We start from the raw sequence: 12,906 nt of genomic DNA, 5'->3' as shown, positions 1-12,906 counted from the left end.
GTCCTCGTGGTTGCTCCGGCAGGCCGGGATGGAGAAAGGTTCGAGTGCTACCTGCTGGCAGCGCGGTCTGCTTGCACGATGGAAGCGGCCAGACGTCCCAATCGGAGCGCGGCCTGTCCCGCGATCGAGCCGCCAGCTTGTCGGCCGGTCCGCAGCGCCGCCACTTCGTCTTCCAGCCGTGCCGCCCACGCGTTGGCGGCCTTCGTCTCGGCCGCCGCCTGCATCAGCTCGACGGCCAGGCGATCGGCGCGCTCGCGCTCGCGCTCGAAATCTGCCCGGTAGCCGGCTGCGGCGGCTTCGAGCCGCGCGACCTCCGCCTTGAAGGCCTCCGCCTTGAAGGCCTCGATCTTTGCCATGGAGGCGTCGATGGGGTCTGCCTGGCCGCGACGTCGTGGGCGAGGCGTGTACCGCAGTTCGGAAAGATCAACGCTCACCAGCGCCTTGCCATCATCCGAACGCGAGCGCGGCAAACCGCGACGTCTCGCAAGCGAACGAGCGGCCTCGCGCGAGATATCGAGGCGGGCACTGAGATCGGCATACGTCAACAACGCAACGCACATCGGCGCTTCTCCTGGAGCGAACCGGGGAGGCATTTCGGGCTAATGATGGCTGGACGATGAGTCGAGGCTAGGCTGCGTTGGTTAACGGACGGTTAACGCGCGAGGGGGGTGTTTACCGGTGGGGGCAGCGGGGTGAGCCAGGGGATCGTGGGCGCCATCCGCCGCGGCTGCGGCTTGTTCGTCTTGCGCAAGCAGCGATAGAGTCGAGAGTCTCGCCGTGATCTACGTCGAGACTATGGGTCAACGCAAAATATCATTTAATGTCAGTATGATATCGCAGCGACTAGCAGCGCCGCTGCCAACGAAGACCGATTAAATATCGGACAAAATCCGCCATGGGCGACGAAAAGTCCCTGAAAAAAGTCCTGGCTGGCTTCGAACGTTCTAGGCGTGTGCCGTCTCAACCGCGATATATTCTGAGGTCGTTGGATGGAGAGCGCGATGTCGATCTATGACCCTTTGAGAGATAAGCTGGTCGCGAACAGCTCTGCCTTGCTCAAGATGACCTTCGCTGACATCGAAATGCTCATCGGCCGCTCGCTCCCGAAATCAGCGTATGAATATGATGCGTGGTGGGCTAACGAAGATCCCGAAAAGACCAATCACAGTCACAGCCTTGCGTGGACCCTCCCGGGGTATCAAGCCGAACCAAATCGATTGCAGCGGACCGTAACCTTTCGGCGAAGGGGCGAACATTGTCCGCGAAGCGAATGACTGTGAACCCGGCAACACGATCGCACCGACAACACCTAATATTATTAATCGCTTTAGCCTGTCTGGCGGGAGCACTGACTGCTGGCGCGATGATGACAAGTCTTGCCATTGGCGGCAGTGTCAGCTCGGGATTGATTGGCCTGATCGGCACCCTTGTCGGCAGTGGCATTAGCTTCGGTGCTGTCACCTTTCACGATAATCAGCGCCTGAAACAAGAGATCAAAGCCATGAGAGCAAGTCTCTACGCTGAGATCATCGATCGAGTTGCACGATGTGCCAACGACTACATCGATCCATGGAGGGATTGGGGTACGAGGAAGATCGTAAGTGATGACGCCAAATTCCTTCCATCCTTCCCATTAGTATTGCCTGCTGTCGCGGCGAAGCTCGGACTGCTCGACGCCGAGATACTGCTGGCGGTGACACAGTTCTATTTTCGTCTCTCGGTTCTAAGAGACGCAATCGAGCTTGTTTCTGAAGATCCCAACACAAGCGAAGAAATCCGTTCGCAGCGCGTTGAAATGGTCCAACGGCGATTGCTTAGTTGCTTTGGTCCGGCGCTCCGCTCGCTGAAATTGCTCGATGTGCCCCGCTGGAAACAGTTCGATAGCGAAGCCGCCAAAGTTTACCCTCACCTCAAAAAAGAGCTGGGTGACTTACGCGAAATACTCGAAAGATTTGCTGCGTTGGCGGAAAAAGAAAACATCAATTGAAAAGCTGCTAAGTTCCGATCGGTTGGAGACGTTCTTGCTGATCTGTTGCCGGCGCGGTCACAGCAGACGACGAGGTCTCCGACTCGGACTTTTGATCGTGCTCCGCAGGTCAGCCTCTCGCGAAGATGCTGCCGGGGCGAGCATACCGGATTTCTAGCGGAATGAACGGGCTTGCTTGTAGGAATTCGCTTTCTCCGCTAACCCGCCAAAATGTTTTGCGCAGTATTGATGCCATTGTTGTTCAAGAAAGCCTTGAGGTTTTCGTACTTGGTCCGATAGCACTCTACCTTGATTGTCTTTGGGCTGAAAAAGAAGCTCAACTCGGATATGGGAGAAGCCTCCTTCTCTCGAAAGAAAAGCGGCTGAATGCCCTCAAGAATCTTGCTCGCGGTCGCAAGGTTCTGTTTATGATCGCGCGTATGAGTATTAATCGCAAATCGGAGTGATCCAACAAGAATGTCAATCAAACTTGGGAAATGTGACTGTCCGATTGCTGAGTAGTGGAAACCAACAATATTCGACAACCTGAGTTGATTAGTGTGGGGTAGCCCAGCGACCCCGATTGAGAATTTTTCTACCAGATGGCTATCAATTTGCTTGTCTGAGAATCGATCGATGAGAACAAGGCCAGTCGATTTGTATCGATTAAGCAAACAGTCGAAATGGTAACATAGCGTGTTAATTGCATTGCGCCGCGCAACATCGGGAGTCGTCGCGATGTCGTGGAGTATGACAGAGACAAGCAGCTTTGCACCAGAATCGATCGTTGCGGCGATGACCGATTTTTTGAGTTCGATGAAGGTCTCGTGATTCATGCCCTCAGGTGCTGGCAGGAATTTCAGTTTGAAAGTGGTGGGTACTTTGGCGGTTTCGCGGATTTTATCAATGCGACGCGATAGCGATGCGCAACTTTCCGGGGGTATGCAAATCCCCCCGTAGAGGAAGAAGTCGCTTTTTCGTTCTTCAATATTTGTCTCGTCACAATAGAGAAGATGCATCGCTGATCGCCTTTCCACTTTCTCCTAAGCCGCCAAGCGATGCCTGCTTTAGATCGGAGTGAAGCCACCGCACTCCCTCATCTGCATGGTTTGCGGTCGCTCAGCTTCGCCCCACTAGATGAGGCTCAATCTGGAGTTGGACCGTGATAGTCGTTCGGTTGATTGAGAAGGCGCTCGACTCCTTCAACGACCAATCTTGCCTCAGATCTTGTGACGGGTTTTGTGGTGTGAACCGATTCATTGCGAATCTTCGTCCATCGATCAATCTCCGCTCGCCATTCGCCCGAAAGATGCTGTTCGCGAATTGCTCGATCAACCAATTGACGGAGCGGCATCGGTCGTTGGACTTCATCCCACTGTCGCTTTTCTAGCCGGCGCCTGAGCGTGGTTTCCAAAAGAGAGATTGCAGCGATCACGGCTGCTCGGAATTCCTTCGCGTTGAGGAGGCGGCGAGGTTCAGTGTGTTGGCTTTCTGCGCGATTGGTGGCCTCGGAGCCGAAGATATCTCGGAGGGTATGGAGGAACCACTCGATGTCTTCGGACAGCAGGTCCGGACGAATGGCCACGATGAATTCGTTCTTGGCCCAAGAAGGGATCTGCTCGTCGGATGGCGCGATGAGTATCAAACGCAGTGGCTGGCGATGAAATCCGTTAACGTCTTCCCTGGCCCTCGCGATCGCCATGGCCAATTCCGCTCTCGTCCATCGGGAGTTCAACTCAACCACCATAACGGCAGCACGATCGATCAGCGTATCAAGTTTGATATTTATGCTGTCGCCCGGAGTGATGAAGTCGGTCGCGGTGACCGGCACGAGTCCGGCCTCTTCAGCAAGAGGGAATACTCGTTCGCGATAGAATGGAAGCGCGTCCAAGGGAACGGAAAAGAAGCAGAGGCGGGACACTGAATCGCGCGGGAGCAGCAATTCTTGGAGGGGGCGTTCTTCAGTGACCTTGCTAGCAGAGACGATATTGTCTCGTACGTATTCGCGAAGTTCCGCAAAGGCTTCTGCGAGTATTTCCCCGTATCGTTCTCGTGAACCGGATAGGTTAACGACCTTGACGCCACGTCGTTCGAAGCGCGCTATCTCGCTCGGATGTGCGTTGACTACGACCGCGTAAGCCATACGGCGAGATTTACCCAGCCGGCTTGAGACGACGTGCCAAATCTGCCTGAAATCTGGGTCATCAAGGCTGTATCCTATAAGCACAGCTGTTTTCGTAATAAGTTGGTTGGCCAAATAAGTGGCAAGTAGCGGATAGTTCGAGAGAAAGCCATCGTAGTCAGTCTCTGTCACTACGAGTCTCTTCGGATGACGTAAGTCTCCGTGTAGTTTCAGTAGGAGTGTGCCCGCATTTCCAAGATTGATCGACAGTTGCTCTTCATCGACAACGGGATGAATTGATTTGGGAATTTGATCGTACTGCCGTTCGAGAAGGAAATCGAAGTTAGTCGTGCATACGATGTCGAACGAGAGGCTGCAAAACTCTCGGTGCGCCCGCCCCGGTTGGGCATCCTTCTGGTGAAGGAGTTCTGCGAGTCGCTCAATAAGGCGAGCTCTCCCAAATTCATGCTCATATGCCGATATCGCATCAAGCGCACCTGACGGTGAATATTCTGAAAGTTCTTCGGCAAGGAGTCGGCCGAGATCTCCCCACATCGGCATTTTTGACGTTGGCGATAGGATGGCGTTCATTGACATCCCGGCGCCAACCACAGGTAGCCAACGGCCATTCACTAGGTCGTCGCGCAATGGCTTCGGAAACGCGGCGATATGTTTTTGGACCACGAGTGTTAGCCTGCAAATAAAGAACAAGGGGTACGTTCTTCTACTAAAGATAGAAATTTCGAGTCGATCAATTCGTCTTTGGGTGGTGCACAAAAACAAAAACGGCCGGATCTTTCGATCCGGCCGTCACGCAAAACTCAACTGGCTAAGCCTACGCCACGCAACCTAGCCCCCGCCCTAGCGGTAAATTGTCTTAGCTGGCCTTCTTCGCCGGCGCGGCCGACGGGCCGACCTTCTTCTGGATGGCGCGCTTCAATTCGAGGGCGCGCGGCGACAGGACGTCGGCCTTGGCCTTGAGCAGGAAAGCATCGAGACCGCCATTGTGGTCGACGCTCTTCACCGCATTGGTGGAGACGCGCAGGCGCACGTTGCGCTCGAGGGCTTCCGAGATGAACGTCACGTTGACGAGGTTCGGCAGGAAGCGGCGCTTGGTCTTGATGTTGGAGTGGCTGACCTTGTGGCCGACGAGGGGGCCCTTGGCCGTCAGTTCGCAGCGGCGAGACATGGTAGAAATCCTCAGGTTTCGAACCCCTAACGAGTGCGGCCGCCATTCGGGGCGCCACGGGGGCTAATTCTTCGTCCTTGCAGGGAGCGGCGGACGTATAGGGGGGAAGGGGCGGGCCGTCAAGGTTTTGGGGCGTCTTTTGAGGCCGCCCGGACGGTGCGCTCCCTCCCCCGCGCGCGGGGGAGGGTTGGGGAGAGGGTGTCGCCGCGACGGGGCAGACATGAGCGCCCCCTAGAGGAGAAAGCCCTCACCCGCGCTTCGCGCGACCTCTCCCGCAAGCGGGAGAGGTTTCGGAGCCCGGGGTTACCTCCCGATCACCAAAACGGCAATGATTGTCGCGCCTTACCATCACATAAAGGGCGTATTCGCCGCCGAAGAGTCCGGTGGAGTTCCCGGTTTAGGGCGCCCGGACACATTGTTTGCCGTGGTTTTTGGCTTAAGTAACAGCCATCGCGCCCCGATTGGATTGTTTCGTGCTCATAACGCCGCCTCTTGCGCCAGAAACGCGCTCGATCCGTCCGGGCTTTGCCGGCTGGCTGGCGGCGTTTTGCGGCCTGGCGTTGGCGTGGGGCGCGGTGCCGGCGGCGGCGCAGGGCAAGCTCGAGGCGCAATATGAGGCCTCGCTGTCAGGCATTCCCGTCGGCAAGGGCGGCTGGAATATCGACATCCAGGACGACGTGTTCTCGGCGGCGGCCGCGGGCGGCACCAGCGGGCTTTTGAAGTCGTTCACGGGCGGGTCCGGCACCGGCGCCTCGCAGGGCCGCGTCGTTGGCGGCGCGCTGGTCGCGACCGGCTACCAGGCCTCCACCACCACCCAGAAGAAGACCGAAGAGATCCGCATCACGCTCGACAAGGGCAATGTGAAGGATTTTGCGATCCTGCCGGAGCCGCCGGTCGATCCTGACCGCATCGTCGTCACCGACGCGCATCGCCGCGGCGTCTGGGACCCGATGACGGCCTCGCTGCTGCGCGTGCCCGGCACTGGCGATCCTGTTACGCCGGAGGCCTGCCACAGCGCGGCGCCCGTGTTCGACGGCCGCATGCGCTACGACCTCAAGCTCGATTTCAAGCGCATGGAGACCGTGAAGGCGGAGAAGGGCTACAAGGGCCCGGTCGTGGTCTGCTCGCTCTATTTCGTCCCTGTCGCCGGCTACATCCCCGACCGCCCCGTGATCAAATACCTCGCCGCCCAGCGCAACATCGAGATCGCCTTCGCCCCCGTCGCCGGCACCCGCATCCTGGTCCCGTTCTGGCTGAAAGTGCCGACGCCCTTGGGGCCGGCAATGCTGGAAGCCACCAGCTTCATCACCACAGCCCAGCCGCCAAGGGTGGCGAAGACGCAGTAGGGCCTGTTTCCGCGAGCCCTCTCTTAAACCGTCATCCCCTGCGCAACGGCGAAGCCGTTGTCGCTCGGGGCGGCCGCCTCTTCGGCGGCCCTCGAAGGACGACAGCCCGGCTCTCGCCATCAGCGCCAGTCGCCGCATCGGGGCCGTTCATCCTTCGAGGCTCCCGGCGCGGTGCCATGCACCGCGCCACTCGCACCTCAGGATGACGGAGAGGAAGCGTAATGCTTTCAACCACATACCTACTGTGCATGGGGTTGTTTTCGCGAAATCGGAGGTCGGTGCTCCCACTCGCGTCATGGCCGGGAATCCATTTGACTCCACCCCGATTCTGATTCGACTCCGCGCCGTCCCCAACTTAACGCTTTGCGCCATCGAAACGTCACTTGTACGGCAGCCCAAAACTCCATCTAGTTGCAGCCGATAAGACTCCCGCGACATGTTGCGTGAACGGAACGGGACTCAATCTGGAGTCAGCGATTCGGCCGCGATTCGTTCTAGAGTCGTTCCGAAGTTTAAGACCAACGGGAAAAGCGTCGTAAAGTGAGACAGTTGCTACCACTTTTCCCGTCACCCCCGCGCAACGGCGAAGCCGTTGTCCCTGGAGGCGCCCGAGCGAAGCGGAGGCCTCGAAGGGCGACGGGCCCCGGCGTCGCTGCGGGGCGAGCGTGGCGCTGGCACCCGGGCCGTTCATCCTTCGAGGCTCTCCACGCGGCGCGGTGCGCCGCGCGGTTCGCACCTCAGGATGACGGGGGCGGATACTGCCCAGCCCCCCGCCCGCCCCAGATAGCACTGACATTCGCCCAAATCGCCATTACCTAATCCCCCAGACATGGCCTTTTCTTCCTCCCCCTTCGCTTCCGAGCGCGCCCTTCACGATCGAGTGCCTGGCGCGGGCGTAACTGCGGTGCTCGGGCCGACCAACACCGGCAAGACCCATCTCGCCATCGAGCGGATGCTCGCGCATCCCTCGGGGATGATCGGCCTGCCGCTGCGACTGCTTGCGCGCGAGGTCTACAACAAGATCGCAGCCAGGGTCGGCAGCGAGGCGGTCGCGCTCGTCACCGGCGAGGAGAAGATCAAGCCGAAGAACCCGCGTTATTGGGTCTCGACCGTCGAGGCGATGCCGCGCGACCTCGATCTCTCCTTCCTCGCCGTCGACGAGGTCCAGATCGCGTCCGATCTCGAACGCGGCCACGTCTTCACCGACCGCATCCTCAATCGCCGCGGCCGCGACGAGACGCTGCTGCTGGGCGCTGCCACCATGCGCCCGATCATCGAGCGGCTGTTGCCGGGCGTCTCCATGATCACGCGGCCGCGCCTGTCGCAGCTCGAATTTGCCGGCGACCGCAAGATCACGCGCCAGCCGCGCCGCACCGCCATCGTCGCGTTCTCGGCGGATGAAGTCTACGCCATCGCCGAGCTGATCCGCCGCCAGCATGGCGGCGCCGCCGTGGTGCTGGGCTCGCTCAGCCCTCGCACGCGCAACGCGCAGGTGGCGATGTTCCAGAACGGCGACGTCGATTATCTCGTCGCCACCGACGCCGTCGGCATGGGCCTCAATCTCGACGTCGACCACGTCGCCTTCGCCTCCGACCGCAAGTTCGACGGCTACCAGTTCCGCCGTCTCACCCCGTCCGAATTCGCGCAGATCGCCGGCCGCGCCGGCCGCGCCACGCGCAACGGCACCTTCGGCACCACCGGCCGCTGCGCGCCGTTCGAGCCCGAGCTCGTCAACGCGCTGCAGAACCACACCTTCGATCCCGTGAAGATGCTGCAATGGCGCAACGCCAAGCTGGATTTCTCCTCGCTCGGCGCGCTGCAGGTCTCCCTGAACCTCGCCCCCGGCCACGAGGCGCTGACGCGCGCGCCGATCGCCGAGGACATGCGCGTGCTCGACCACGCCGCCCGCGACGTCGAGGTGCGCGATGTCGCGCATGGCAAAGAGGCGGTGGAGCGGCTGTGGGAGGCCTGCCAGGTCCCCGATTACCGAAAACTGTCGCCAGCCGCCCATGCCGAGCTGGTGACCACGCTTTATGGCTTCCTGATGCGGAAGGGATGCATTCCGGACGCCTGGTTTGCCGCCCAGATCACCCAGGCCGACCGCATCGACGGCGACATCGACACGCTGTCGGCCCGGATCGCGCAGATCCGCACCTGGACCTTCGTCGCCAACCGCCCGGACTGGCTGAAAGACCCCGAACGCTGGCAGGGGATCGCGCGGGAGGTCGAAAATAAATTATCGGATGCGCTCCATGAACGCTTGACTGAGCGTTTCGTTGATCGCCGGACCAGTGTATTGATGCGCCGCCTGCGGGAGAACACGAGCTTGAATACTGAAATCGGCAAGACCGGCGAAGTCATCGTCGAAGGCCATGTCATCGGCCGTCTCGATGGCTTCACCTTTGCACCGGACGCGGCGGAAGCCGGCTCGGATGCGAAAGCCTTGCAGGCTGCAGCGCAAGCAGTGCTCGCCGGCGAGATCAACACGCGCGCCGAGAAACTGGGCGGCGCGCCGGACGATCAGTTCGTGCTGACCTCGGAAGGCATCATCCGTTGGACCGGCGATGCCGTGGCGCGGCTGTCTGCCGCAGAGGACGCGCTGCATCCGCGCATCCGCATCATCTCCGACGAGCGCCTGACCGGCGCCCCCCGCGAGAAGGTGCAGGCCCGGCTCGAGCTCTGGCTCAAGACGCATATCGAGAAGCTGCTCGGGCCGATGTTCGAGCTGTCCAAGGCCGAGGATGTCACAGGCATCGCCCGCGGCATCGCCTATCAGCTGGTCGAGGCGCTCGGTGTGCTCGAGCGTCCCAAGATCGCCAACGAGCTGAAGGATCTCGACCAGCCCTCGCGCGCGGTCTTGCGCAAATACGGCGTCCGTTTCGGCGCCTATCACATCTATTTCCCCGGCCTGCTCAAGCCCGCCGCGCGCGCGCTCGCCGCGCTGCTCTGGGCGCTGAAGCAGGACAATGTCGATCTGTCCTCGCTCTCGGGCGCGCAGCATCTGGCATCGTCCGGCCGCACCTCGTTCCCGGTCGACAAGGCTCTGCCGCGCGATGCCTATCGCGTGCTCGGCTACAAGCAGGCCGGCGAGCGCGCCGTGCGCGTCGACATCCTGGAGCGCCTTGCCGATCTGATCCGCCCGGCGCTGGCCTGGCGCGAGAATTCGTCCGGCGAAAAGCCGGCCGGCGCCTTCGATGGCCGCAGCTTCGTGGTGACGCAAGCGATGACCTCGCTGACGGGCTCCGCCGGTGAAGACTTCGCCTCGGTGCTGCGCGCGCTCGGCTATCGCATGGAGAAGCGACCGCCGCGGCCGCAAAAGCCTGTCGTGGCCGAGCAGGTCGTGACGGAAACGGTCGCGGCAGAGACGCCGCCAACCGAGGGCAGCGCCGAGACCTCGACCGAGACCGCTGCGGAGGCCGTCGCGGGCCTGCCGGAGGAGGCATCCACGGAGGCCGCTGTTGAAGCAGTCACCGTCGAAGACGCCCCCGGCATGGAGCCGCAGGACGAGGCCGCGCAGGCGGAGCCGGCGCTGGAAGCGTCCCCTGAGGCGCCCGTCACCCCCGAAGATGCCCCCGGCATTGCGCCGCCGGCGGAAGAGCCCGCTGCGCAAGCCGAATCCGACGGCCTTGAGGCCGGTGCCGCCGAGACCGTGGCAGCGGAAGCCGCCGCATCGGCCGATGCCGCCGCGCCTGAAGCTGCGGCAGCCCCCGCCGAGCCCGAGCTGATCGAGGTCTGGCGTCCCGGCGGCCGTCACGAGGATCGCAAGCCGCGCCACGAGCGCCATCGCCACCAGCGTCACCACCAGCCGCGTCCGCAGGCGGGCGCCGAAGGTGCTGCTGCACCCGGTGCGGCGAGCGCCGTGCCCGGCGAAGCCGCCGAAGGCGCGAAGTCGGGCCATCGTCATGGCGGCCATCGCAGGGATGGTGGCCGAGACTTCCGCAAGCCGCGCGAAGGTGGCGAAGGCGCGCCGCGTCCCGAGGGGCGCGACGACAAGAACCGCCGCTTCGAGGGCAAGGACCGCGACAACAAGGGACGCGATCGCGACAAGGGCAAATTCGGCGGAGATCGCGACAAGGGCCGGGACAACCGTGGCCGAGACCGTGACAAGGGCCGCGACCGCCAGGGCGGACCGTCGCTGCGCCCCTACGCCTCGAGCGCGAACCCGCGCGAGCGCGATCGTCCAGCCGATCCGAACTCGCCGTTCGCCAAGCTCGCCGCGCTGAAAGAGCAGCTCTCCGGCCGCAAGGAGTGACATAGCGTTTTCAAGCGAAGTGCGGAGCGGTTCGCGTGAAGAAAACGCGTCAAAAGGAATAGGGCTACGACCGAGCGGCAGCGCCTCGACAAATGGCTGTGGCACGCGCGCGTGGTGAAGGCGCGCACATCGGCGGCCGAGCTCGTCGTCACAGGCCACGTTCGCATCAACGGCGCGCGCGAGACCTCGCCGGGGCACGCGGTCAAGATCGGCGATGTGCTCACCATCGCGCTCGACCGCACGGTGCGCGTCTTGAAGGTAACGGGCTTCAACGAACGCCGCGGCGATGCCGCCTCGGCGCGGGTGCTCTACGAGGAGCTCGGCGTGCGCAATTAATTGCGCATGCTATTCATTTCTTGGTCGATCAAGCGCACACAAGTGTCATGATCGGGCGTTCACGACCTTGCGGCGCCGGGCCATCCGCGCTACGCAAGCCGCGACTTTTAAAAGAGCTTTTCGGAGCGTTGGATGACTTACGTCGTCACTGAAGACTGCATCAAGTGCAAGTACACCGACTGCGTCGAGGTCTGCCCGGTCGACTGTTTCTACGAGGGCGAGAACATGCTCGTCATCCATCCTGACGAATGCATCGACTGCGGCGTGTGCGAGCCGGAATGCCCCGCCGACGCCATCAAGCCGGACACGGAACCGGGCCTGGAAAAGTGGCTCCAGGTCAACGCCGACTACGCCAAGAGCTGGCCGAACATCACGCAGAAGAAAGAATCACCCGCCGACGCCAAGGAATTCGACGGCATGGAAGGCAAGTTCGAGAAATATTTTTCTCCGAACCCCGGCTCTGGCGACTAAATCGGACCCAAACTTAACCCTAATAGCGGCGCTTCAGCCGAAAACCAGCCCTGAAGACCCCTAAATCATTGATTTTTGCGGGAAATGTGCTATATTGGGCACATTAAGCCGAACCCCGTCAGCCCCGTTGGCCCCTCTGGGTTCCCGTGAAACCAAATGTCGAACAGGGGCGTGGCAGTTTCCGCGCGCAGGCTGTGTCACAGAAAACGCGTAAAAAGAGTACTTCAGCGAGGGCTTCCCATAAGGAGGCCAAAAAAGTCGCCGCGGCCAGCCGTAGCGCATCCAAGGGTCGGACCGCGACGAAGGCACCGGCTGCAAAGTCCTCGAAGAACAAAAGAAGCGCAATGCCTAACAAGACTGCCAAACCGGCCGCGAAAGCGACCGCCGCTAAGCCTGCTGCCAAGCCTGTGACTGCCAAGGCTCCGGTGGCCAAGGCTCCCGCTGCCAAGCCCGCCGCGCCGAAGGCTCTCGTTGCTGCTGCTCCTGTCAAGGCTCCTGTCGCTGCTGCCAAGCCGGCCGCGAAGCCCGCTGCTGCGCCGAAGGTCGAGGAAAAGAAGGTCGTGACCCAGCGCCAAGGCTTCAAGGCCAACGAATTCGTCGTCTATCCCGCTCACGGCGTCGGCCAGATCCTGGCCATCGAGGAGCAGGAGATCGCGGGCGCGAAGCTCGAGCTGTTCGTCATCAACTTCATCAAGGACAAGATGACGCTGCGCGTGCCGACCGCCAAGGTCGCCAATGTCGGCATGCGCAAGCTGTCCGATCCGGCGCTGGTGAAGAAGGCGCTCGAGACGCTCAAGGGCCGCGCCCGCGTCAAGCGCACCATGTGGTCGCGCCGCGCCCAGGAATACGAAGCGAAGATCAATTCGGGCGATATCGTCGCGATCGCGGAAGTCGTGCGCGACCTCTATCGCTCGGAGTCGCAGCCGGAGCAGTCCTACAGCGAACGCCAGCTCTACGAAGCTGCGCTCGACCGTCTGTCGCGCGAGATCGCGGTGGTGCAGCACTCGACCGAGACCGAAGCGGTCAAGGAGATCGAAGCCCAGCTCGCCAAGAGCCCGCGCCGCAACGCCAAGGCGGAAGCCGCCGAGGGCGAAGCCGACACGGATGCCGAAGGCGATAGCGACGATACCGATGGCGACGACACCACCGTCGCCGACGAGGCCGCGTAAGCGTCTCGCTGCACGGATCGCAACAGATCAAAAGCCCGGCCGTTCGGCCGGGCTT

General features: G+C 61.5%; 10 protein-coding genes and 1 pseudogene. 7 read left to right on the top strand and 4 right to left on the bottom strand.

Going from position 1 to position 12,906, the window contains the following annotated elements:
- Positions 1-47: 47 nt before the first annotated feature.
- A complete protein-coding gene (locus IVA81_RS01335) occupies positions 48-560 on the bottom strand; it encodes a hypothetical protein (RefSeq protein WP_247311086.1) in 513 nt (170 codons plus the stop codon).
- Positions 561-1,001: 441 nt separating this feature from the next.
- Here IVA81_RS01335 and IVA81_RS01330 point away from each other — a divergent pair, with 441 nt between their 5' ends.
- Both IVA81_RS01330 and IVA81_RS01325 read left to right on the top strand, forming a co-directional pair.
- On the top strand, positions 1,002-1,274 hold the full coding sequence (locus IVA81_RS01330) for a hypothetical protein (RefSeq protein ID WP_247311082.1): 273 nt from the start codon (positions 1,002-1,004) through the stop codon (positions 1,272-1,274).
- A complete protein-coding gene (locus IVA81_RS01325) occupies positions 1,271-1,987 on the top strand; it encodes a hypothetical protein (RefSeq protein WP_247311080.1) in 717 nt (238 codons plus the stop codon). The genes IVA81_RS01330 and IVA81_RS01325 overlap by 4 nt, the downstream gene beginning before the upstream one ends.
- 197 nt (positions 1,988-2,184) lie before the next feature.
- On the opposite strand, the gene IVA81_RS01320 is transcribed toward IVA81_RS01325, so the two are convergent.
- From IVA81_RS01320 to rpmB, 3 genes are all read right to left on the bottom strand, one after another.
- Positions 2,185-2,985: a hypothetical protein gene (locus IVA81_RS01320; protein ID WP_247311077.1), complete on the bottom strand. Its 801-nt coding sequence runs from the start codon at positions 2,983-2,985 to the stop codon at positions 2,185-2,187.
- 125 nt (positions 2,986-3,110) lie between these two features.
- A complete protein-coding gene (locus tag IVA81_RS01315) occupies positions 3,111-4,679 on the bottom strand; it encodes an SIR2 family protein (protein ID WP_247311074.1) in 1,569 nt (522 codons plus the stop codon).
- Between the two features lie 286 nt (positions 4,680-4,965).
- Complete coding sequence (rpmB, locus tag IVA81_RS01310) at positions 4,966-5,277, bottom strand: 50S ribosomal protein L28 (RefSeq protein ID WP_247311071.1); 312 nt, start codon at positions 5,275-5,277, stop codon at positions 4,966-4,968.
- A 536-nt stretch (positions 5,278-5,813) separates the two neighbouring features.
- Between rpmB and IVA81_RS01305 the strand changes: the two genes are divergently transcribed.
- The 5 genes and pseudogenes from IVA81_RS01305 to IVA81_RS01285 all read left to right on the top strand — a co-directional run bounded on the left by IVA81_RS01305 (position 5,814) and on the right by IVA81_RS01285 (position 12,851).
- On the top strand, positions 5,814-6,623 hold the full coding sequence (locus IVA81_RS01305) for a DUF3108 domain-containing protein (protein ID WP_247311177.1): 810 nt from the start codon (positions 5,814-5,816) through the stop codon (positions 6,621-6,623).
- Positions 6,624-7,452: 829 nt separating this feature from the next.
- Positions 7,453-10,875, top strand: a complete 3,423-nt coding sequence (locus IVA81_RS01300) for a helicase-related protein (RefSeq protein WP_247311068.1) — start codon at positions 7,453-7,455, stop codon at positions 10,873-10,875.
- Between the two features lie 72 nt (positions 10,876-10,947).
- Positions 10,948-11,211 (top strand): annotated as a pseudogene (locus tag IVA81_RS01295) (RNA-binding S4 domain-containing protein); the annotation flags it as partial.
- A 132-nt stretch (positions 11,212-11,343) separates the two neighbouring features.
- Positions 11,344-11,682, top strand: coding sequence for a ferredoxin FdxA (fdxA, locus tag IVA81_RS01290; RefSeq protein ID WP_247311061.1), 339 nt, complete (start codon positions 11,344-11,346; stop codon positions 11,680-11,682).
- A 344-nt stretch (positions 11,683-12,026) separates the two neighbouring features.
- Positions 12,027-12,851, top strand: coding sequence for a CarD family transcriptional regulator (locus IVA81_RS01285; protein ID WP_247311059.1), 825 nt, complete (start codon positions 12,027-12,029; stop codon positions 12,849-12,851).
- Positions 12,852-12,906: the final 55 nt, after the last annotated feature.

Origin of the sequence: Bradyrhizobium sp. 141 (assembly GCF_023074055.1) — a bacterium.
Lineage (GTDB): Bacteria > Pseudomonadota > Alphaproteobacteria > Rhizobiales > Xanthobacteraceae > Bradyrhizobium.
The sequence above is the reverse complement of the archived record's forward strand: the minus strand, read 5'-3'. Positions and strand labels throughout refer to the sequence as shown.